Here is a 22460-nt window from a genome sequence, read left to right on the forward strand (position 1 = left end):
CATCGCGGTAAACACGGACGCTCAAGCTCTTAACCTGTCAAAAGCAGAAGTGAAAATGCAAATCGGCGCAAAGCTGACTAGAGGATTGGGAGCAGGTGCGAATCCGGAAGTCGGAAAAAAAGCCGCTGAAGAAAGCAAAGAACAAATTGAAGAAGCGTTAAAAGGCGCTGACATGGTATTCGTGACAGCTGGTATGGGCGGCGGAACAGGAACAGGTGCTGCACCAGTTATCGCACAAATCGCGAAAGACTTAGGCGCATTAACAGTCGGAGTTGTTACAAGACCGTTTACATTCGAAGGACGCAAAAGACAGCTTCAGGCTGCAGGCGGAATTTCAGCAATGAAAGAAGCGGTAGATACACTGATCGTGATCCCGAACGACCGTATCCTTGAAATTGTTGATAAAAACACACCGATGCTTGAAGCATTCCGTGAAGCGGATAACGTACTCCGCCAAGGGGTTCAAGGTATTTCAGACTTGATTGCTACACCTGGTCTTATCAACCTTGACTTCGCTGATGTGAAAACAATCATGTCAAACAAAGGATCTGCTTTGATGGGTATCGGTATTGCGACAGGAGAAAACCGCGCGGCAGAGGCAGCGAAAAAAGCAATCTCCAGCCCGCTTCTTGAAGCGGCCATTGACGGTGCGCAAGGCGTCCTTATGAACATCACTGGAGGAACAAACCTCAGCCTATATGAAGTTCAGGAAGCAGCAGACATTGTCGCTTCTGCATCTGACCAAGACGTAAACATGATTTTCGGTTCTGTTATTAATGAAAATCTAAAAGACGAGATTGTGGTAACAGTGATTGCGACTGGTTTTATCGAACAAGAGAAGGACGTGACGAAACCTCAGCGTCCAAGCTTAAACCAAAGCATCAAAACACATAATCAAAGTGTTCCAAAGCGTGAGCCAAAACGTGAGGAGCCTCAGCAACAAAACACAGTAAGCCGTCATACTTCACAGCCGGCTGATGATACGCTTGACATCCCGACATTCTTAAGAAACCGCAATAAACGCGGCTAATGTAAAGGACAAAATCGTTTTCGATTTTGTCCTTTTTGTTTTTCTCCAAGATTTTTCTTCTTGTAAAGTCTTTTTCCCTATGTCTTCATTCATATACCAACAAATCGGACTATTAGACCCATTCATATCACGTGACAATTATATCATTTTCATATATATGGAAATCAAATGACATGAAACGACAATATCTGTAATGCGGATTGTCTACAGTTAACGTACAGCGATGTTCTGACAAACAATTCATTTTTAAAAGGAGGGACGACATTTTTTTACAAAGCATTTTGAAAAAGGGGGATAAAAATGAGGAAAAAAACGAAAAACAGACTCATCAGCTCTGTTTTAAGTACGGTTGTCATCGGTTCACTGCTGTTTCCGGGTGTAGCCGGGGCAAGCAGCAAAGGCGCCTCAACTTCTGTTAAACAGGAACTTCAATCTGCTGAATCCATTCAGAACAAGATTTCGAGTTCATTAAAGAAAAGCTTTAAGAAGAAAGAAAAAATGACCTTTCTGATTAAATTTAAAGATCAAGCTGACACAGAAAAAGCGGCAAAAGCGGCTGTTAAAAAAGCGAAATCGAAGAAGCTGACTGCCGCTAAGACGGAATATCAAAAGCGTTCTGCCGTTGTGTCATCTTTAAAAGTCACAGCCGATGAATCCCAGAGAGATGTCTTAACATACTTGAAGAGCCAGAAAAATAAAGGAAATGCAGATCAAATTCACTCTTATTATGTAGTGAATGGGATCGCTGTTCATGCCTCAAAAGAAGTGATGGAAAAAGTAGCGCAGTTCCCCGACGTGGAAAAGGTGCTTCCAAATGAGAAACGACAATTGTTTAAGTCATCCTCTCCATTTAATATGAAAAAAGCGCAAAAAGCTGTCAAAGCAATTGACGGTGTAGAATGGAATGTAGACCAAATTGACGCCCCGAAAGCTTGGGCACTTGGATATGACGGAACAGGTACAGTTGTCGCGTCCATTGATACAGGCGTGGAATGGAACCATCCGGCATTAAAAGAGAAATATCGCGGATATAATCCGGAAAATCCTGATGAGCCTGATCATGAAATGAACTGGTATGATGCTGTAGCAGGGGAAGCAAGCCCTTATGATGATTTGGCTCATGGAACCCACGTGACAGGTACGATGGTGGGATCTGAACCCGATGGAACAAATCAAATCGGTGTAGCGCCAGGCGCAAAATGGATTGCTGTTAAAGCGTTCTCCGAAGATGGTGGCACTGATGCTGACATTTTAGAGGCCGGTGAATGGGTTTTAGCTCCAAAGGACGCAGAGGGGAATCCTCACCCAGAAATGGCTCCTGATGTTGTCAATAATTCATGGGGCGGGGGCTCAGGACTTGATGAATGGTACAGAGACATGGTCAATGCCTGGCGTGCGGCCGATATTTTCCCTGAGTTTTCAGCGGGGAATACGGATCTCTTTATTCCTGGCGGTCCTGGTTCTATCGCAAACCCGGCAAATTATCCGGAATCGTTTGCAACTGGAGCGACTGATATTAATAAAAAGCTTGCTGACTTTTCTCTTCAAGGGCCATCTCCATATGATGAAATAAAGCCGGAAATTTCTGCACCGGGCGTAAATATTCGTTCTTCCGTTCCCGGCCAGACATATGAGGACGGATGGGACGGCACATCAATGGCAGGGCCGCATGTGTCCGCTGTTGCCGCACTGCTGAAACAGGCGGATGCCTCACTTTCTGTCGATGAGATGGAGGATATATTAACCAGCACGGCTGAACCGCTGACGGATTCAACATTTCCTGATTCTCCGAATAACGGATACGGCCATGGTTTGGTGAACGCTTTTGATGCTGTATCAGCTGTTACAGATGGTTTAGGAAAAGCAGAAGGACAAGTTTCTGTAGAGGGAGATGATCAAGAGCCTCCTGTCTATCAGCATGAGAAAGTAACAGAAGCCTATGAGGGCGCGAGCCTGCCGCTTACTTTGACAGCTGAAGACAATGTAAGTGTGACATCTGTAAAACTGTCTTATAAGCTGGATCAAGGTGATTGGACAGAAGTAACGGCTAAGCGGATCAGCGGTGATCACCTGAAAGGGACCTACCAGGCAGAGATTCCAAACATAAAAGGAGCTGCACTAAGCTACAAGTGGATTATTCAGGATTTTGGCGGCCATGTCGTTGAGTCTGACACATACGATGTACCAGTGAAACCAAGCATCACGGTGGGATATAAGCAGGACTTTGAAACTGCACCCGGCGGCTGGATTGCGAGCGGAACAAATAATAGCTGGGAATGGGGAGTTCCTTCAACAGGCCCAAATACTGCAGCATCCGGAGAAAAAGTATACGGAACAAATCTGGCAGGAAACTATGCCAACTCAGCAAACATGAATCTCATGATGCCTCCTGTTAAAGTGCCGGATTCAGGAAACCTGTTTCTTCAATTTAAAAGCTGGCACAATTTAGAGGATGATTTTGATTATGGCTACGTTTTTGTTTTGCCTGAAGGTAAAAAGAATTGGGAGCAGGCTGGTGTCTATAATGGAAAGACATCAAGCTGGACGGACGAAGAAATTGATTTAACCGCTTATAAAGGTCAAAACATTCAAGTGATGTTTAACCTCCAATCTGATGAAAGTATTACAAAAGAGGGCTGGTACATTGATGATGTAGTGCTTTCTGACAAAACAGCCGGAAAAACAGCTAAAAAGAATAAGCTGGGTGTCGAAAAGCCGTCTGGAAAGCAAAAGAAAAAGCCGGTAAATCCGAAAAAAGCTAAGCCATCTGCAAACACAACGGTAAAACATCAGAGTAAGGATATACAGCCTCAAGTTTTGCCGCTGAGGGCACAAGTCAGTGTGGTGGAAACAGGAAAATCAACATATTCAGATCAATCTACAGGGCAGTACACGCTGACACACAAAGCGGGAGACTATACGCTTATGGCAGAAGCATACGGCTACCAATCGAAAACACAAAAAGTTTCTCTGCAGGCAGATCAGACGACACAAGCTAATTTTACGTTAGAGGAAATGAAGAAGGGCACATTAAAAGGAACAGTCATCAATAAAACGACAGGCGATCCGGTAAAAGGAGCCTCCGTTTATGTTGTAGAGGATGCTGCGGTTGAACCGGCTACGACAAACGACAAAGGCGAATATACGCTTGAGGCCTATGAAGGCGCTTATACGATTAAAGTCGCTGCACCGGGGTATTACAGCGATGAATTCTCCGTTGATTTAAAAGGAGATGTGACAAAAGAAACTGTACTGAAGCCTTTCGTCGGTTATCCGGGTGAGATTGCATATGATGACGGAACGGCGGAGAATGCCAATTCCTATTTTGCGGCCGGTAACGGATGGGCCGTCAAAATGACGCTGGCTGACGGCAAGGAAAAAGGCATGCTTACAGGAGGACTGTTCCGATTCTGGGATACAGAGTTCCCTGATCCTGGCGGCACAGAGTTTAAGGTTGAGGTATACGATGCTACAGGAGAAAACGGAGCACCGGGTAAGAAAATTGCCGGGCCATTTAACGCTGAAGCCCTTCGCAATGGCGAATGGACCAAGGTAGATCTCAGTTCAAAAGGGATTATGGTCGATAAAGACTTTTATCTTGTGTATATCCAGTCGGAACCTGATCCGTATTCACCTGGACTGGCAATGGATGAAACCGGTCAGAATTCCGGCCGCAACTGGCAGTTTATAGACGGAAAATGGCAGCCAGGTGACGAAGCAGACGGCAACTATATGATCCGCGCATTAGTTGATTATGAAGCTGCTGTACCTGAGATTACTTCACCGGCAGACAAATCATATACAAATAAGGAGAACGTCACCGTAAAAGGAAAAGCCTCTCCTGGTACAACGGTACACATTTATAATGGAGAGAAAGAAGCAGGAGAAACGAAAGCTGCTGCGGATGGCACGTTCCAGACAGGCATCACACTCAGCAAGGGCGAAAATGAGCTGACAGCAACTGCATCAACAGACAACGGAACAACGGATGCCTCCAGCCCGATCACGGTCACACTTGATCAAGACAAGCCTGAATTAACGCTGGACAATCCAAAGGATGGCGAGAAAACAAATAAAGAAGCGCTGACTGTCAAAGGGTCTGTATCCGATGACAATTTGAAAGAAGTCAAGGTGAATGGCAAAAAAGCAACGGTAACTGATGGTTCATACTCGGCCCGTATTCTGTTGGAGAACGGAAGCAATGAAATCAAGGTGACTGCTACAGACTTAGCAGGCAACAAAACGACGAAAAGGGCTGTCATTGATGTCAACTTTAACCAGCCCGTCATCTCCGAATTGATTCCGGGAGAGGACAAAATCTTAAAAGCCGGTGAATCTGTGAAAATCGCTTTCTCAAGCGCTGAAGATTTGGATGCAACGTTTGTCATTCGTCTGCCTCTGACAAATGCAAGAGCGAGTGTACAAAATGCCACAGAGCTCCCGCTAAGAGAAATTTCTCCTGGGAAATATGAAGGCTATTGGACAGCCACTTCTTCTATTAAAGCAAACGGAGCAAAAGTAGAAGTGATTGTACGAGATGATTATGGAAATGAAACAAGAAAAACAGCGAACGGAAAACTTTATATCAATACTGAAAATTAAGTGTAAAAAAAGCTGCCGTGAAAGGCAGCTTTTTTTATAATCCTCTCATTCATTTCCTCGACAAATTAAGCAGATATCCCTGAAAAATTGTATTTTCCTCTCAACATTAATTGACAGACTTTCCCACAGAGCTTGCTTTATACTTGAAACAAGAAGGGGAACAGCGTGATGCAAGATAGAAAGGAGTCAGATGTGAAAATCTATTTAGATGTCATTTGGCTGTTAAACTTTTGTTTTGATGCGCTTTTGCTTTTGCTCACGGCATTTATTTTAAAACGGCATGTGAAAAAAAGAAGACTGATAAGCGGAGCGTTCATCGGTTCCAGTATTGTTCTTTTGATGTTTACTCCTTTTTCGCCGATCGTTGAACATCCGGCAGGTAAGCTGGCTTTTTCAGTTGTTATTGTGATGGTGACATTTGGCTTTAAGAGATTCCGCTATTTCTTTCAAAATTTGTTTTCCTTTTATTTTGCGACTTTTTTAATGGGGGGAGGAATTATCGGAGCCCATTCTTTGCTGCAGTCAAATTCTGTTGTTCAAAACGGTGTCATGATTACCAATCAAACTGGGTTTGGAGACCCGATCAGCTGGTTGTTTATTGTAGCTGGCTTTCCAGCATTATGGTTTTTTTCTAAGAGAAGAATTGAAGATATTGAAACAAAAAACATTCAATATGAGGAACGAGTCAGCGTACAGGCGGATTTGGGCGGCCAAACGCTTCATGTCAGAGGGCTGATTGATTCCGGTAATCAGCTGTACGATCCGCTAACTAAAACGCCGGTCATGATTATTCACATTGATAAACTAGAACCGATTTTCGGAGCAGCCGAAACGATGATCATTCGAAACACAGATCCATTGGAAGCCACCCAACAGCTCGATGATTCGTTTCGCTTTTTAGATAAACTGAGGCTGATTCCATATAGGGGAGTAGGTCAGCAAAATCAATTTTTACTATGCGTTAAACCGGATCACGTAACGATTATAACAAAAGAAGAAATGGTTTCTGCGGATAAATGCTTAATCGGCATCAGCACAACAAAGCTATCGGCAGATGGAGAGTTTGACGCAATTATTCATCCGAAAATGCTTTCGGGCAAGGCCATCAAACACGTTTCATAATGTTCGCAAATGTCCGTTACTAATCATACTCAAACGACGTGACATTTAGAAGGGAGAGGAAGATGAAAAAACTGAAATTGCGATTAACGCACCTCTGGTATAAGCTGCTGATGAAACTTGGGCTGAAAAGTGATGAAGTCTATTACATAGGCGGGAGTGAAGCTCTGCCGCCTCCATTATCTAAAGATGAGGAGCAGGTTCTGTTAATGAAGCTCCCAAACGGCGATCAGGCGGCTCGCGCCATTTTGATTGAACGCAATTTGCGCCTGGTCGTCTATATCGCCCGTAAATTTGAAAATACGGGAATTAATATAGAGGATTTAATCAGCATCGGTACCATCGGATTAATCAAAGCTGTGAATACGTTCAATCCAGAAAAGAAAATCAAGCTGGCGACCTATGCCTCCCGCTGTATAGAAAACGAAATCCTGATGTATTTAAGGAGAAACAACAAAATCCGTTCAGAGGTTTCCTTTGATGAGCCGCTTAATATTGATTGGGACGGCAATGAGCTTTTGCTTTCTGATGTGCTCGGCACTGACGATGACATCATCACAAAAGACATAGAAGCTAACGTAGATAAAAAGCTTTTGAAAAAAGCGCTTGAACAGCTCAATGAGAGGGAAAAACAAATCATGGAACTACGTTTTGGCCTTGTCGGCGAGGAGGAAAAGACCCAAAAGGATGTAGCGGATATGATGGGGATTTCCCAGTCCTATATTTCTCGTCTTGAGAAACGAATCATTAAAAGATTGCGAAAAGAATTCAACAAAATGGTGTAAAAAAATTTTTACGGGTAATCCCTTGATTCTACAAGGATTTCCCAATTATGACTATTTTTCGGTCTGAACGCAGTGCATATTTTTCCCACCCAAGGAGATACTTAACGTTGTACAGCAGCTCCTGTAGGGAGGGAAAAAAGTGTCGAGAAATAAAGTCGAAATCTGCGGGGTGGATACCTCCAAATTACCAGTACTCAAGAATGAAGAGATGAGAAAGCTGTTTAGGCAGCTGCAGGATGAAGGCGATGATTCAGCAAGAGAAAAGCTTGTAAACGGGAACTTGCGTCTTGTCTTAAGTGTCATTCAAAGATTTAATAACAGAGGAGAGTATGTTGATGACTTATTTCAGGTCGGCTGCATCGGACTAATGAAATCCATTGATAATTTTGACCTAAGCCACAATGTTAAGTTTTCAACATACGCTGTACCTATGATTATCGGAGAGATCCGCAGGTATTTACGCGATAATAACCCGATCCGTGTCTCAAGATCACTCCGGGATATCGCTTATAAGGCACTTCAGGTAAGAGAGCGGTTAATCAGTGAGACAAGCAAGGAGCCGACTGCAGAAGACATCGCAAAAGTTCTTGAAGTACCGCATGAGGAAATCGTATTTGCGCTTGATGCCATCCAGGATCCGGTTTCTCTATTTGAACCGATCTATAACGACGGCGGAGACCCGATTTATGTGATGGATCAAATCAGTGATGAACGCAATAAAGATTCACAATGGATTGAAGAGCTGGCTTTAAAAGAGGGCATGAGAAGGCTGAATGATAGGGAAAAAATGATTTTGAGAAAGCGATTCTTCCAAGGGAAAACTCAAATGGAAGTAGCCGAGGAAATCGGGATTTCCCAAGCGCAGGTGTCCAGACTTGAAAAAGCGGCTATCAAACAAATGAATAAGAATATTCATCAATAATGAAAGAAAAGCCTTTAAAACGATTTTGTTTTAAAGGCTTTTCTATTGATTGCGGGCGGTTTACGTTTTGGAAAAAATAAGGTATCCTAGTTCGTACAAAGTTTTATGAAAATTTAAATAATTATAAAGGCAGTAAAGAGGAGGACCACGATGATTTTGCAGCTTGACAATGTCTCACTAAAACGGAATGGAAAATGGATACTGAGAGATATTCATTGGAAGGTGGAAGAAAAGGAAAATTGGGTGCTTTACGGACTGAATGGCGCTGGAAAGACAGCGCTGTTAAATATGCTTTGCTCTTATTATTTTCCAACATCGGGCGAGATGCAGGTGCTTGGCCATGAATTTGGTAAAACGGAGCTTGGGGAGAAACTTAGACGGAAAATTGGCCTCGTCTCAGCGGCTCTTCAGCAAAAATTTTATCCGGCAGATTCGGCATTTGAAATTGCTTTGAGCGGAGCTTACGCTTCGATTGGATTATATGAAACACCAAGTGCAGAAATCAGGGAAAAAGCGATTGGTTTGTTAGAGGACTTGGGAGCAATTGAATATGCCGACCGCCGCTATGAAACCCTTTCTCAAGGAGAAAAACAAAGAGCCTTGATTGCAAGAGCGCTAATGGCTGATCCGGAGCTGCTGATACTGGACGAACCGGTCACAGGACTGGATTTTATTGCCCGGGAAAAGCTGTTAGACACGATTACATACATTGCAAATAAAGAAAATGCGCCATCGATCCTTTACGTGACTCATCATGCGGAAGAAATTTTGCCGATCTTTGACAAAGCCCTTTTGTTAAAACAGGGAGAGGTCTTTAAATCGGGAGAAATAAAGGAAATGCTTACTGATCAAATACTTTCCGCTTTTTTTGATACGCCAATCCATGTATTATGGAATCAGGATCGGCCGTTTTTAACAAGAGCCGAGCCGATAACGAATGCCTGACAAACACATATCGATTCATCCTAGGGGTGCTTTGCGAAGCTGAGAGAGACTTTGTCTTAACCCTTTTGACCTGATCTGGATCATGCCAGCGGAGGGAAGCGGTGAAAAAACGGAGTACATAGGACTCTGTTTGTTTTTATTAAGCCGTTTCATAACATTTGAAACGGCTTTTTTGATTTTAAAGAATAGGAGCGGATCACATTGAATCAACAAATAGACTCTCTGTTAACAAAGGTGGAAGATCAAAAGGAGGAGCTTATTCAGCTAGCAAAAACGCTGATGTCCTATAAAACACCTGCTCCGCCTGCAAGAAATACCGACGGCATTCAGTCCTGGATTGCTGGGTTTTTAAATGAAATGGGATTCTCGATCGATAAATGGGACGTGTACCCAGGAGATCCCAATGTTGTAGGTCTACTAAAGGGAACAGATTCAGCAGATTATCATAGCTTGATCATCAATGGCCATGTAGATGTGGCAGAGGTAAAAGAGGATGAGGAGTGGGAGCATGATCCGTTTCATCCAATTGAAAAAAACGGTCTCTTAATCGGGCGAGGCGCTTCTGATATGAAAGGCGGAATGGCGTGTGTGCTGTTTGCGGTGAAATTGATTCGTGAAGCCGACATTGAACTTCCCGGTGATTTGATTCTGCAATCGGTTATCGGGGAGGAAGTCGGAGAAGCCGGCACGCTTGAATGCTGCAAGAGGGGCTATCATGCTGATTTTGCAGTTGTCGCGGATACGAGCGATATGCATATTCAAGGTCAAGGCGGTGTCATTACAGGCTGGATTGAAATCAAAAGCAGTCAAACGTTTCATGATGGGACGAGGCGGAATATGATTCATGCAGGCGGAGGAACATTCGGAGCAAGCGCAATTGAAAAAATGGCAAAAATCATTGCGGGGCTCGGGGAACTGGAGCGCCACTGGTCTATCATGAAACGTTATCCCGGTTTTAAACCAGGCACAAATACGATTAACCCGGCTGTCATAGAAGGCGGCAGACATGCGGCTTTTATAGCTGACGAGTGCCGGCTGTGGATCACAGTCCATTTTTACCCGAATGAAACCCATGAACAAGTGGCAGCGGAAATAGAAGATTACATTAACCGGCTGAGTGACAGTGATATTTGGCTTAGGGAAAACCGCCCTGTCTTCAAGTGGGGAGGCTCATCTATGATTGAAGACAGAGGAGAAATTTTTCCGGCACTGGAAGTTGACCCTGGCCACCCAGGCGTCTCAGCGCTTACAGCGTCTCATCAGAAAGTGAAACGGGAGCGTCCGGTTATTGACGTTTCTCAATCCGTTACAGACGGAGGATGGCTGTATAATGCCGGCATTCCAAGCGTGATTTACGGACCTGGAGATCTTCACAATGCACACTCCGTGAACGAGGAGGTATCGATTGAGCAGCTGGTAGATTATACGAAAATTATGCTCAATTTTATCATCGGCTGGTGCAGCTGTAAAAAAGAACAGTGACCATGAAAATTTTTTCTTGCTGACAAGGTTCAGCCCGCCCGTTCATATACTTGAAAAAAGGACGGAAAAAGGACGTGATGGAATGATCAGCATTTCAGAATTTCAGGTGAAGGATGTCGTCAATGTCTCAAACGGAAAAAAGCTGGGGAGCATTGGTGATATAGATATCAATGTGACCACTGGCAAAATTCAGGCGATCATACTAGGAGGAAATGGGAAAGTTCTCGGATTTTTTGGAAAAGAAGAGGAATTGGTCATTCCATGGCGAAATATAGTAAAAATCGGGGAAGATGTAATCTTGGTCCGATTAAATGAACCGCATGCATAACCTGCTCGTCTGCCGCGGATTGGCAAATGCCGGAAGTCTGGATTCTTCCGGCACATTTCATTTAGAAATATGCAAATCGGCGCTCAACGAATGCAGAAAGATGTGGTAAAATAAGTGGGAAATTCCGCTTTTTTAAATGTTTGTCGAAAGGTTGGATCATCATGAATACATATCACCCATTCAGTCTTACCACACCCTCGACACTCATGATACAAGACTGGACACAAACGAATCAAAACAACAGAGAAGTCATTGCCGGATTTACTACGAAAAACGGCGGTGTCAGCCAAAAGCCTTTTGAATCGTTAAATACAGGATTGCACGTTCATGACAAAGATGCAGATGTAGTTAAAAATCGTGAATATATTGCCGATATGTTTAATATTGATTTGCAGTCTTGGGTATTTGCTGATCAGACACATGATAATCGCGTTCAGAAAGTGACGCAGAGGGATAGGGGAAAAGGCGCCCGTGAGTATCACACAGCTCTAAAAGCAACGGACGGGCTCTATACAAATGAAAAGAATGTGTTTTTGGCATTATGCTTTGCTGATTGTGTGCCTCTTTTCTTTTATGATCCGGTTAAATCGCTTATCGGGGTCGCCCATGCCGGGTGGAAAGGCACTGTCAAACAGATTGGCAGAGAAATGGTGAAGCAATGGACCGAGCAGGAAGGTTCAAATCTCTCAGATATTTATGCTGTTATAGGACCGTCTATCAGCGGAGCATGCTATACAGTAGACGACCGTGTCATGGATGCTGTCCGGGCATTGCCAGTTTCAGCAGAACGTGCCGTAAATCAGACGGCACAGGCACAATATCAGCTTGACCTGAAAGAGCTGAACCGCCTTATATTGATCGACAGCGGTTTGGCAAATGAACAGATTTCTGTCAGTGGTTTATGCACGGAAAGTGAGCCGTCTCTTTTCTATTCTCACCGCCGCGATCAGGGGAAAACTGGACGGATGATGTCCTTTATCGGAATGAAGGAGGCATAAAAGATCTTGCGTGTTGTTGATAATTTACGACATATAAACGAACGAATAAACGAAGCATGTAACAGATCGGGCCGCAGCTCCGATGAAGTTACGGTTATTGCAGTCACAAAATATGTATCGCCTGAAAGAGCACAGGAGGCAGTGGACGCGGGCATCACCTGCCTCGGAGAGAATCGGGATGCGGAACTGCTCCGCAAACAGGAAATGATAAAAGGGGATCCGGAATGGCATTTTATCGGCAGTCTGCAATCAAGAAAAGCAAAAGCTGTCGTCAATTCGGTTTCCTATATCCATTCCTTAGACCGGCTCTCATTAGCGAAAGAAATTGAAAAACGGGCTGAAGGTACTGTGCAATGCTTTGTGCAGGTCAATACCTCTCTTGAGCCTTCTAAACACGGCATGAAAAAAGAAGAAGTCATTCCATTCATACAGGAGCTTTCCGGTTTCGAACACATCGTTGTGGCCGGACTGATGACTATGGCTCCGCTGACTGATGATCAAGATGAGATCAGAAGCTGTTTCAGAGCGCTGAGAGAACTCCGTGATCAGGTTCAGGAGCTGAAACAGCCGAACGCTCCGTGTACTGAACTGTCGATGGGCATGTCAAATGATTTTGAAATTGCAATTGAAGAAGGGGCTACTTATATTAGAATCGGCTCATCGTTAGTCGGAAATGAAACAGGGGGTGTACAGCAATGAGTATGAAAAATAAACTGAAAAACTTTTTCTCAATGGAAGATGAAGAATACGAATATGAATATATTGAGACAGAGCAAGAATCTCATGAAGAGCATGAGCAAAAAGAAAAACCGGCTTATACCGCAAACAAACCTGCGGGCAAACAGAATGTAGTGAGCTTGCAAAGTGTTCAGAAATCCTCTAAAGTGGTGTTGAGTGAGCCGCGCGTTTATGCGGAGGCGCAGGAAATAGCCGACCATTTGAAGAACCGGCGGGCAGTTGTCGTCAATCTTCAGCGGATACAGCATGACCAGGCTAAGCGGATTGTTGACTTTTTAAGCGGAACCGTTTATGCCATTGGCGGCGATATTCAAAGAATCGGCTCGGATATTTTCCTCTGCACCCCTGACAACGTAGATGTATCAGGCACAATTTCTGAGCTCATATCTGAAGACGAACATCAGAGGTGGTAAAGCGAGATGATCCTTTATCAAGTTTTTTCGGTTTTAAGCTTATTAATCACAATCTACTCATTTGCCCTGATCATATATATTTTTATGTCATGGGTGCCGAGTACAAGGGAAACGGCAGTCGGGCGTTTTTTAGCTTCGATTTGTGAACCATATCTCGAACCATTTAGAAAAATCATCCCTCCGATCGCAATGCTGGATATTTCACCGATCGTAGCTATACTTGTGCTTCGGTTTGCGACAACCGGCTTGTGGGGGCTTTATCGCATGATTGCGTTTTAATGTGACAGTTTGATAGGGGCTTGGCAGCAGCCAAGCCTCTTTACATAGAAGGGAAAGACGATGAGCGATATATATCAGCACTTCAGAAAAGACGAGCGGGCCTTTATTGACCAGGCGCTCGAATGGAAAAGAATTGTCCAGGAGCAGTACAGAATGAAGCTGACCGACTTTTTAGACCCCCGAGAGCAGGTCATCCTTTCTGCTGTTACGGGACAGGCTGACGTTGGGCTTGCTTTTTCCGGCGGCTATGACAGAGCGGAGCGAAAACGGGCGATTCTGTATCCAGAGTACATCACTCCGGAAGAATCGGATTTTGAACTGCAGGCGTTTAACGTCCGTTATGCTGAAAAGTTTGTCTCTGTAGATCATCGTTCTCTGCTTGGTGCATTAATGGGCATAGGCTTAAAGCGGCAAAAGTTTGGTGACATCGTGTTTTCTGAGACATCAGTGCAATTGATTGTCTCAGCCGATACCGCTGATTTTGTGGCGGCACAGCTGACCCAAGCAGGCAAAGCGGCGGTCAGCCTAGAGAAAATTGACTTGTCAGACCTTAACATTCCAGCAGTTGATGTCGAAATAAGAGATGACACGGTTTCTTCTTTAAGGCTTGACGCCGTCTGCGCCTCTATGAGCAGACAATCCCGCCAGAAATCACAGACGCTTGTGAAAAACGGCCTCGTGAAAGTGAACTGGAAGGTAGTTGAAGATCCTTCATACATGGTGGCAGAAGGGGACATGCTCTCTATCAGAGGCTTTGGCCGATGCAGCTTAACAAAAATCGAAGGAAAAACCAAAAAAGACAAATGGAGAGTTACGTTTGAGCGACAAAAATAGTCGGTTTTTCAGTTTTTTTCTCCATCTGTGCGAAATTTGTTTTATAATGTGAACTAGATAACCGTACTGAAATGTAAAAATGGAGGTGGCATCATGCCATTAACGCCAAATGATATTCACAACAAGATGTTTACAAAAAGTTTTCGCGGATATGATGAAGATGAAGTAAATGAATTCCTAGCGCAAGTCAGAAAAGATTACGAAATTGTTCTCCGTAAGAAAACTGAGCTTGAAGCGAAAGTCAATGAGCTTGATGAAAGAATCGGACACTTTGCCAATATTGAAGAAACGCTGAATAAATCGATTTTAGTTGCTCAAGAAGCGGCTGAAGACGTAAAACGCAATTCTCAAAAAGAAGCAAAGCTGATCGTTCGGGAAGCTGAGAAAAATGCTGATCGGATTATAAACGAATCTTTATCAAAATCAAGAAAAATTGCCATGGAAATTGAAGAGCTGAAAAAACAGTCTAAAGTTTTCAGAACACGTTTCCAAATGCTGATTGAAGCTCAGCTCGATCTTCTGAAAAATGACGATTGGGATCATCTGCTTGAGTATGAAGTCGACGCAGTATTTGAGGAAAAGGAATAAATTCTCTGATTATCTTGACATTTTCTTAGCTTGTCGAATATAATACGTTCATAAATTCAGATGAAAAAACGGTTGAAAGGGACAGTCATGTTTCCTTCAGGCCTTTATAGCGACCCGGAGATGGTGAGAGTCCGGGATGGCCGGAATCATGTAGATCAGCCCTTAAGTTTCCTTTCTGAACTCACAGTAGGTTAGGACGTTCATCACGTTACGATGCTCGAGAGGAAAAAGCGTATGCTTGCTTTTTCTAAAAGGGTGGTACCGCGAGATAAGCTTTCTCGTCCCTTATGGGATGAGAGGGCTTTTTTTATTTTCTGAAAAAATGCAGTGGAGGAATGAAAATGGATTTTAAAGACACGCTCTTAATGCCGAAAACAGATTTCCCGATGCGTGGAAATTTGCCAAACCGTGAGCCTGACATTCAAAAGAAATGGGAGGGAGAGGATATCTACCGTCTTGTACAGGAACGGACGAAAGACCGCCCGAAATTTGTTTTACATGACGGACCTCCGTATGCAAACGGCGATATCCATATGGGCCACGCGCTTAACAAGATTTTGAAGGACTTCATTGTCCGCTACAAATCAATGAGCGGCTACAACGCGCCATATGTACCGGGCTGGGATACACACGGATTGCCGATTGAAACGGCTCTCACAAAAAACAAAAAAGTCAACCGCAAAGAAATGTCAGTAGCGGAATTCCGCAAACTGTGCGAAGAGTACGCTTGGAAGCAAATCGAGGGACAGCGTGAGCAGTTTAAACGCCTTGGTGTCCGCGGTGATTGGGAAAACCCATATGTGACATTAAAACCGGAATACGAAGCGCAGCAAATCCGCGTATTTGGTGAGATGGCAAAACGAGGCTACATTTATAAAGGCCTTAAACCGGTTAACTGGTCACCTTCAAGTGAATCTGCTTTGGCTGAAGCCGAGATCGAATATCAAGACAAACGTTCAGCATCTATTTACGTTGCTTTCGGTGTGAAAGACGGAAAAGGCGTTCTTGAAAACGGTGAGCGCATCATCATTTGGACAACAACGCCCTGGACAATTCCGGCGAACCTCGGAATTTCAGTGCACCCTGATCTTGAGTACAGCGTGATTGCAGTAGGTGAAGACCGCTTTGTCGTAGCAAGTGCTTTAGTCGAAAATGTTGCATCTGCATGCGGATTTGATCAATATGAAGTGACAAGAACGATCAAAGGGAAAGACCTTGAGAACATTATCGCTGAACACCCGCTATATGGCAGAGACTCTCTCGTTATGCTTGGCGAACACGTAACAACTGATGCCGGAACAGGTTGCGTTCATACAGCGCCGGGGCACGGGGAAGATGACTTTATCATCGGCCAAAAATACGGTTTAGATGTGCTATGCCCAGTTGATGCAAAAGGTGTAATGACAAGCGAAGCTCCGGGCTTTGAAGGCATGTTCTATGATGACGCGAACAAAGCGATCACACAGCAGCTAGATGAAAAAGGCGCGCTTGTGAAGCTTGAATTCATTACACACTCTTATCCGCACGATTGGAGAACAAAGAAACCAACCATTTTCAGAGCGACAGCGCAATGGTTTGCGTCTATTAAAGATTTCAGATCAGATCTGCTGGATGCCATTAAAGAAACCAAATGGGTTCCTGAATGGGGCGAGCAGCGTTTGCACAACATGGTTCGTGACCGCGGAGACTGGTGTATTTCCAGACAGCGTGCATGGGGAGTGCCGATTCCGGTATTTTATGCTGAAAACGGAGAACCGATTATTACGGATGAAACCATTGAACATGTTTCTGAATTGTTCAGGCAGCACGGATCAAACATTTGGTTTGAAAAAGAAGCGAAGGATCTTCTTCCGGAAGGCTTTACACATCCTGGCAGCCCGAACGGCACATTTACAAAAGAACAGGACATCATGGATGTTTGGTTTGATTCAGGATCTTCTCATCAAGCGGTGCTTGAAGAGCGTGAAGATCTCGTTCGCCCGGCTGATTTATATCTAGAAGGATCGGACCAATATCGCGGCTGGTTTAACTCATCTCTTTCTACAGCAGTAGCCGTAACAGGAAAAGCGCCATATAAAGGTGTGCTCAGCCATGGGTTCGCACTGGATGGAGAAGGACGCAAGATGAGTAAATCGATCGGTAACGTCGTTGTTCCAGCTAAAGTTATGAAACAGCTTGGTGCCGACATCTTGAGATTATGGGTGTCTTCAGTTGATTATCAGGCGGACGTTCGCGTGTCTGACGCCATTTTGAAGCAAGTTGCTGAAGTATACCGTAAAATCCGCAATACGTTCCGTTTCCTTCATGGCAACCTATTCGATTTTGATCCAAAAACGAATGCGGTGGCTGTCGAAGATCTTCGCGAAGTGGACCAATATATGCTGATTAAACTGAACAAACTGATTGATAAAGTGAAAAAAGCGTATGATGAGTATGAATTTGCGGTTGTGTATCACAGCATCCATAATTTCTGCACAATCGAATTGAGCTCATTCTATCTTGATTTCGCAAAAGATATTGTCTACATCGAGCATGCGGATCATCCGGATAGACGCAGCATGCAGACAGTATTCTATGAAACGCTTCTTGCATTAGTGAAGCTTTCAGCGCCTATCCTTCCTCATACGGCTGACGAATTATGGTCTCATTTAACATTTGTTGAAGAGCAGAGCGTTCAGCTGACAGATATGCCGGAAACAATCACGGTTCCAAACAGCGAAGCGACAGAAGATAAATTTGACCGCTTTATGGCTTTCCGTGATGATGTGCTAAAAGCGTTAGAAACTGCGCGGAATGAAAAAATTATCGGTAAATCATTGGAAGCCAACCTGAAATTGTATCCAAACAAAGAAAACCAAGAGCTCTTGGCTTCCATTAAAGAAAATCTTTCTCAGCTGTTTATTGTTTCTGAACTGACAATCAGCGAAGAAAATGAAGCGCCGAACGATGCGCAAAGCTTTGCGACAGGTAAAATCGCTGTCGAGAAAGCCGAAGGCGAAATGTGTGAGAGATCCCGTGTGATTTCAAAAGATGTAGGTGCAAATCCAAAATATCCTACACTTTCACTGCGAAACGCTGAAATCGTTGAAAAATACTATCAAAAATAATGGAAAAGGGGCCCGGCGTAAAAGCCGGGCTTTTTTTGTGCCAAGAGTGACATCGTTTAGAACGGCAGGAAAAATCTTATGGGCTTTAGATCATCATTCACAGGCAACAATATAGGTACTACGTTAAGAGCAGGAGTTGTGATGAATGAATGATCAACTGACCGCAATATATACGGAACTTCTTCTGACGAAAGAAGAATTACAGTCGAGATTATTTGAGTATTCTTGCTTTCAGGCTTCAACAAGCCCGCAAGCAGCAATCAATCATAAACAAAAAGCAACTCTGATCTATCACATTAAAGAAGAGCTTCAAGATGTACTCCTCGCATTGTCCAAAATCGAAAACGGCACTTTCGGATACTGTGAAGAAACCGGGGCTCCCATTCCTCTTTCAAAGCTTGCTGTGCTGCCGACTGCCCGCACAGCAAACGACTTTCTTTACTCTGTCCAATTTGAAAAAAAAACGCTTCCGCTGTGGAAATCAACGGATATCGAATATGGTCAGGCACTGTATGAATAACAGTGTCTGGCCGGTTAATATGCCTGATATTTCTTTACTCCAGTGCTTTTTATTGATAAAATGCATAATGGATTAAAGTAACCGTAAACTGGAGGAACGTTTGTGCTGTATTATGTGATCGCACTACTTATTATTGCAGCCGATCAATTGACAAAATGGCTTGTCGTTAAGAACATGGAGCTTGGACAAAGCATTCCGATCATTGATCAGGTATTCTATATCACCTCCCATCGCAATACGGGTGCTGCATGGGGGATATTAGCCGGTCAGATGTGGTTTTTCTACCTCATTACAACCGCGGTTATTATTGGCATTGTTTATTACATACAGCGTTATACAAAAGGACAAAGGCTTCTTGGCGTGGCCCTCGGACTTATGCTTGGCGGTGCCATCGGCAACTTCATTGATCGGGCTGTCAGACAGGAAGTTGTGGATTTTATCCATGTCATTATTGTGAATTACAATTACCCGATTTTTAACATCGCAGACTCTTCATTATGTGTCGGCGTAATGCTTTTATTTATACAAATGCTGTTGGACAGCGGGAAAAAGAAAAAGGAGCAATACCATGAATCAAATTGATATAACCGCTTCAGAAGAACAAAAAAGTGAGCGGATTGATAAATTTCTGGCATCGACTGAGAATGATTGGTCGAGAACACAGGTGCAGCAATGGGTGAAAGACGGACAAGTTGTCGTGAACGGAAACCCTGTAAAATCGAATTATAAAATTCAGCCGGGGGATCAGGTGACCGTCACTGTGCCTGAGCCGGAAGCGCTCGACGTGCTGGCAGAACCTATGGATCTGGATATTTACTATGAAGATCAGGATGTGCTGGTCGTCAATAAACCTCGCGGAATGGTTGTGCACCCAGCTCCCGGGCATCTTACGGGTACGCTTGTAAACGGCCTTATGGCTCATTGTACCGACCTTTCCGGAATAAATGGCGTGATGCGTCCGGGGATCGTCCACAGAATCGATAAGGACACGTCCGGCTTATTAATGGTGGCGAAGAATGATATGGCGCACGAGTCACTTGTAAACCAATTGGTCAACAAAACGGTCACGCGGAAATATACGGCAGTTGTCCATGGGCTTATTTCTCACGATGACGGAACAATTGACGCTCCAATTGGACGGGACAAGAAAGACCGTCAAAGTATGACTGTGACGCGTGATGGCAAAAATGCCGTCACTCATTTTCATGTGCTTGAGCGTTTTCAGGATTTTACGTTGGTGGAATGCCAGCTTGAAACAGGAAGAACACATCAAATTCGTGTTCATATGAAATATATTGGATTTCCATTAGCCGGCGATCCAAAATACGGTCCGAGAAAAACGATCGATTTTAACGGACAGGCCCTTCACGCCGGAATTTTAGGTTTTGATCATCCTCGCACTGGCGAATATGTCGAATTTGAAGCGCCGCTTCCGGAGGATATGGCAGAATTAATCGAAAACCTTAGAAATAACGGTTGACAGACTGTTTCTTTTCTGAAATAATAAACGAAGCTGAATAGATTCTTTAAAACAGTCCAGAGAGGCTGAGAAGGATAACGGATAGACGGGATGCGTGTATATGCGCGCACCTTGTCCTAAAACCCCTCTATGCTCTGGCAGGAGGGGTTTTTTCTTCTATATGAACTGTGAGGTGTCACACATTGAATCAAAAAGCTGTCATTCTCGACGAACAGGCAATCAGACGGGCGCTGACCAGGATTGCTCACGAAATGATCGAACGCAATAAAGGAATGAATAACTGCATCCTTGTCGGCATCAAGACAAGAGGGATTTACTTGGCAAAACGCCTTGCGGAACGAATCGAACAGATTGAAGGGAATCCTGTAACAGTCGGTGAAATTGATATTACTCTTTACAGAGACGATCTTTCCAAAAAAACGAGCAACGAAGAACCGCTTGTGAAAGGCGCAGATATTCCAGTAGACATCACAGATCAAAAAGTGATCCTCGTAGACGATGTTCTGTACACCGGAAGAACGGTCAGAGCAGGTATGGATGCGCTTGTGGATGTAGGCAGACCTTCCTCCATTCAGCTGGCAGTACTAGTTGACAGAGGACACCGGGAGTTGCCGATCCGAGCGGATTACATCGGGAAAAACATCCCGACATCAAAGGCTGAAAAGGTTATGGTTCAGCTTGATGAGGTAGATCAAAACGATCTCGTCGCCATTTATGAAAATGAATAATAGATCACCTTTTTAAAGGCAATCCAGAGAGGTTGCAAAGAGGTGCACAACAAAGTCCCGAAAGTATTCGGCAGGTCTTTGTATGCCTCTTTGCGTAAAAATAGCAAAGAGGTTTTTTTATACAGTCATTGAGTCATCCTAAAATGAAAGTTAACAATCAGGGGGAAAATCATCATGAGTAAGAAAAAAGTAAATTTAGGAGTCAGGGATGTCCCGACACCTTTCTCTTGGGTTTCATTCAGCCTGCAGCATTTGTTTGCCATGTTTGGCTCAACGATTTTGGTACCGAAGCTGGTCGGAATGAGTCCTGCTGTGGCACTGGTGACAAGCGGCATCGGGACACTTGCATACCTTCTTATTACGAAAGGGCAAATTCCGGCGTATCTCGGTTCATCCTTCGCCTTTATTTCTCCGATCATACTGGTAAAAGCGACCGGCGGGCCGGGAGCGGCAATGGTCGGGGCGTTTCTTGCAGGGCTAGTATACGGGCTGATTGCCTTATTGATCAGGCAGCTTGGAACCGGTTGGCTGATGAAGATTCTCCCACCTGTAGTCGTAGGCCCTGTTATTATCGTCATCGGGCTGGGGCTGGCAAGTACTGCAGTAAACATGGCGATGTACGCTGATCCGAACGCGAGTGAATTGGTCTACAGCTTAAAGCACTTCAGTGTTGCAGGAGTTACGCTGGCGATCACGATTATTTGCGCGATTTTCTTACGAGGATTTTTAAGCCTGATTCCGGTTCTGATCGGAATCATCGGCGGATACCTGTTTGCCCTTACTCAAGGGATTGTCAACTTCCAGCCGGTGCTTGACGCGAAATGGTTTGCGGTGCCTGAATTTATCATCCCGTTTAAAGATTATTCACCGTCAGTAACAATCGGCATCGCAGCAGCAATGGTTCCCGTCGCGTTTGTGACAATGTCGGAGCATATCGGCCACCAAATGGTGCTGAGCAAAGTTGTTGGACAAGATTTCATTAAAAAGCCGGGGCTGCATCGCTCCATTATGGGTGACAGCGTGGCGACAATTCTTGCTTCCCTGATCGGCGGTCCGCCGACAACGACTTACGGGGAAAACATTGGCGTGCTGGCCATCACAAGAGTATTCAGCGTCTTTGTCATCGGCGGCGCGGCGGTGATTGCCCTTTGCTTCGGTTTTATCGGCAAAATCTCAGCACTGATCAGTTCAGTGCCGTCAGCGGTCATGGGAGGCGTCTCCTTCCTGCTGTTCGGAATCATCGCTTCGAGCGGTCTGAGAATGCTGATTGACAACAAAATTGATTATGAAAACAACAGAAACCTTATTATTACCTCAGTTATCCTTGTGATCGGTGTAGGAGGCGCTTTTATCCAAGTGTCTCAAGGAGGATTTCAAGTGTCAGGAATGGCGCTTGCCGCAATTGTCGGTGTCATCTTAAACCTGATTCTTCCGCAGGCGAAGGAAGAGCAGGCTGACACATCTGAACAACATCATATCTAAAACCTTTTAATGAAAGTCCAGAGAGGCTTGGAAGGGTTATAAAGAGAAGGAAGCTTTCAATGCTGCCCTCATTTAACCAT

At 44.3% G+C, this 22460-nt stretch carries 20 protein-coding genes, 1 riboswitch and 1 other annotated feature; all 20 genes read left to right on the top strand.

Features of this window, described 5'->3' with window-relative positions:
• Positions 1 to 1030, top strand: a 1030-nt coding sequence (gene ftsZ / locus RAC86_RS12240) for a cell division protein FtsZ (RefSeq protein WP_377885677.1), incomplete at its 5' end; no start/stop codon positions are given.
• A 300-nt stretch (positions 1031 to 1330) separates the two neighbouring features.
• Positions 1331 to 5632: a S8 family peptidase gene (locus tag RAC86_RS12245; RefSeq protein ID WP_072566241.1), complete on the top strand. Its 4302-nt coding sequence runs from the start codon at positions 1331 to 1333 to the stop codon at positions 5630 to 5632.
• A 192-nt stretch (positions 5633 to 5824) separates the two neighbouring features.
• Positions 5825 to 6754: a sigma-E processing peptidase SpoIIGA gene (gene spoIIGA, locus RAC86_RS12250; RefSeq protein ID WP_072566838.1), complete on the top strand. Its 930-nt coding sequence runs from the start codon at positions 5825 to 5827 to the stop codon at positions 6752 to 6754.
• Positions 6755 to 6816: 62 nt separating this feature from the next.
• Positions 6817 to 7536, top strand: a complete 720-nt coding sequence (gene sigE, locus RAC86_RS12255) for an RNA polymerase sporulation sigma factor SigE (protein ID WP_003221446.1) — start codon at positions 6817 to 6819, stop codon at positions 7534 to 7536.
• Between the two features lie 139 nt (positions 7537 to 7675).
• On the top strand, positions 7676 to 8458 hold the full coding sequence (sigG, locus tag RAC86_RS12260; protein WP_003221449.1) for an RNA polymerase sporulation sigma factor SigG: 783 nt from the start codon (positions 7676 to 7678) through the stop codon (positions 8456 to 8458).
• Between the two features lie 150 nt (positions 8459 to 8608).
• Positions 8609 to 9403, top strand: a complete 795-nt coding sequence (locus RAC86_RS12265; RefSeq protein WP_072566242.1) for an ABC transporter ATP-binding protein — start codon at positions 8609 to 8611, stop codon at positions 9401 to 9403.
• Between the two features lie 12 nt (positions 9404 to 9415).
• Positions 9416 to 9517, top strand: a riboswitch (TPP riboswitch).
• Positions 9518 to 9604: 87 nt separating this feature from the next.
• Complete coding sequence (locus RAC86_RS12270; RefSeq protein ID WP_072183039.1) at positions 9605 to 10885, top strand: acetylornithine deacetylase; 1281 nt, start codon at positions 9605 to 9607, stop codon at positions 10883 to 10885.
• 82 nt (positions 10886 to 10967) lie between these two features.
• Positions 10968 to 11213 carry a YlmC/YmxH family sporulation protein gene (locus tag RAC86_RS12275; protein ID WP_003221455.1) on the top strand — a complete coding sequence of 82 codons (246 nt, stop codon included), beginning with the start codon at positions 10968 to 10970 and terminating at the stop codon, positions 11211 to 11213.
• Positions 11214 to 11374: 161 nt separating this feature from the next.
• A complete protein-coding gene (gene pgeF, locus RAC86_RS12280) occupies positions 11375 to 12211 on the top strand; it encodes a peptidoglycan editing factor PgeF (RefSeq protein WP_072183038.1) in 837 nt (278 codons plus the stop codon).
• 6 nt (positions 12212 to 12217) lie between these two features.
• Positions 12218 to 12910 carry a YggS family pyridoxal phosphate-dependent enzyme gene (locus RAC86_RS12285; protein WP_014113724.1) on the top strand — a complete coding sequence of 231 codons (693 nt, stop codon included), beginning with the start codon at positions 12218 to 12220 and terminating at the stop codon, positions 12908 to 12910.
• Positions 12907 to 13362: a cell division protein SepF gene (gene sepF / locus RAC86_RS12290; RefSeq protein ID WP_014113725.1), complete on the top strand. Its 456-nt coding sequence runs from the start codon at positions 12907 to 12909 to the stop codon at positions 13360 to 13362. The genes RAC86_RS12285 and sepF overlap by 4 nt, the downstream gene beginning before the upstream one ends.
• A 6-nt stretch (positions 13363 to 13368) precedes the next feature.
• A complete protein-coding gene (locus RAC86_RS12295) occupies positions 13369 to 13641 on the top strand; it encodes a YggT family protein (protein WP_003221463.1) in 273 nt (90 codons plus the stop codon).
• Between the two features lie 60 nt (positions 13642 to 13701).
• A complete protein-coding gene (locus tag RAC86_RS12300; RefSeq protein WP_072566243.1) occupies positions 13702 to 14475 on the top strand; it encodes a YlmH family RNA-binding protein in 774 nt (257 codons plus the stop codon).
• A gap of 93 nt (positions 14476 to 14568) precedes the next feature.
• A complete protein-coding gene (divIVA, locus tag RAC86_RS12305; RefSeq protein WP_072566244.1) occupies positions 14569 to 15063 on the top strand; it encodes a septum site-determining protein DivIVA in 495 nt (164 codons plus the stop codon).
• 62 nt (positions 15064 to 15125) lie between these two features.
• Positions 15126 to 15352 (top strand) — a binding site (T-box leader).
• A gap of 52 nt (positions 15353 to 15404) precedes the next feature.
• Entirely contained in the window at positions 15405 to 18170 is a 2766-nt protein-coding gene (gene ileS / locus RAC86_RS12310; RefSeq protein ID WP_014113727.1) for an isoleucine--tRNA ligase, read from the top strand.
• A 145-nt stretch (positions 18171 to 18315) separates the two neighbouring features.
• On the top strand, positions 18316 to 18690 hold the full coding sequence (gene ylyA, locus RAC86_RS12315; RefSeq protein WP_003221471.1) for a sporulation-related RNA polymerase-binding protein YlyA: 375 nt from the start codon (positions 18316 to 18318) through the stop codon (positions 18688 to 18690).
• A 102-nt stretch (positions 18691 to 18792) separates the two neighbouring features.
• On the top strand, positions 18793 to 19272 hold the full coding sequence (lspA, locus tag RAC86_RS12320) for a signal peptidase II (RefSeq protein WP_014113729.1): 480 nt from the start codon (positions 18793 to 18795) through the stop codon (positions 19270 to 19272).
• Positions 19259 to 20170, top strand: coding sequence for an RluA family pseudouridine synthase (locus RAC86_RS12325; RefSeq protein ID WP_061187429.1), 912 nt, complete (start codon positions 19259 to 19261; stop codon positions 20168 to 20170). Before lspA ends, RAC86_RS12325 begins: the two co-directional genes overlap by 14 nt.
• 182 nt (positions 20171 to 20352) lie before the next feature.
• Positions 20353 to 20898: a bifunctional pyrimidine operon transcriptional regulator/uracil phosphoribosyltransferase gene (gene pyrR, locus RAC86_RS12330; RefSeq protein ID WP_003221477.1), complete on the top strand. Its 546-nt coding sequence runs from the start codon at positions 20353 to 20355 to the stop codon at positions 20896 to 20898.
• Positions 20899 to 21072: 174 nt separating this feature from the next.
• Positions 21073 to 22380: a uracil permease PyrP gene (gene pyrP, locus RAC86_RS12335; RefSeq protein WP_072566245.1), complete on the top strand. Its 1308-nt coding sequence runs from the start codon at positions 21073 to 21075 to the stop codon at positions 22378 to 22380.
• The last annotated feature ends 80 nt before the right edge of the window (positions 22381 to 22460 follow it).

Source organism: Bacillus sp. LR_5 (assembly GCF_042709275.1).

Excerpts from the sequence above, each read along its gene's own strand:
- ylyA (WP_003221471.1), top strand. The coding sequence starts at position 18,316 with ATGAATGATCAACTGACCGCAATATATACGGAACTTCTTCTGACGAAA.
- ileS (WP_014113727.1), top strand. The coding sequence starts at position 15,405 with ATGGATTTTAAAGACACGCTCTTAATGCCGAAAACAGATTTCCCGATG.
- sepF (WP_014113725.1), top strand. The coding sequence starts at position 12,907 with ATGAGTATGAAAAATAAACTGAAAAACTTTTTCTCAATGGAAGATGAA.
- divIVA (WP_072566244.1), top strand. The coding sequence starts at position 14,569 with ATGCCATTAACGCCAAATGATATTCACAACAAGATGTTTACAAAAAGT.
- RAC86_RS12300 (WP_072566243.1), top strand. The coding sequence starts at position 13,702 with ATGAGCGATATATATCAGCACTTCAGAAAAGACGAGCGGGCCTTTATT.
- pyrP (WP_072566245.1), top strand. The coding sequence starts at position 21,073 with ATGAGTAAGAAAAAAGTAAATTTAGGAGTCAGGGATGTCCCGACACCT.
- sigE (WP_003221446.1), top strand. The coding sequence starts at position 6,817 with ATGAAAAAACTGAAATTGCGATTAACGCACCTCTGGTATAAGCTGCTG.
- RAC86_RS12295 (WP_003221463.1), top strand. The coding sequence starts at position 13,369 with ATGATCCTTTATCAAGTTTTTTCGGTTTTAAGCTTATTAATCACAATC.
- RAC86_RS12325 (WP_061187429.1), top strand. The coding sequence starts at position 19,259 with ATGAATCAAATTGATATAACCGCTTCAGAAGAACAAAAAAGTGAGCGG.
- pgeF (WP_072183038.1), top strand. The coding sequence starts at position 11,375 with ATGAATACATATCACCCATTCAGTCTTACCACACCCTCGACACTCATG.
- RAC86_RS12245 (WP_072566241.1), top strand. The coding sequence starts at position 1,331 with ATGAGGAAAAAAACGAAAAACAGACTCATCAGCTCTGTTTTAAGTACG.
- RAC86_RS12275 (WP_003221455.1), top strand. The coding sequence starts at position 10,968 with ATGATCAGCATTTCAGAATTTCAGGTGAAGGATGTCGTCAATGTCTCA.
- RAC86_RS12265 (WP_072566242.1), top strand. The coding sequence starts at position 8,609 with ATGATTTTGCAGCTTGACAATGTCTCACTAAAACGGAATGGAAAATGG.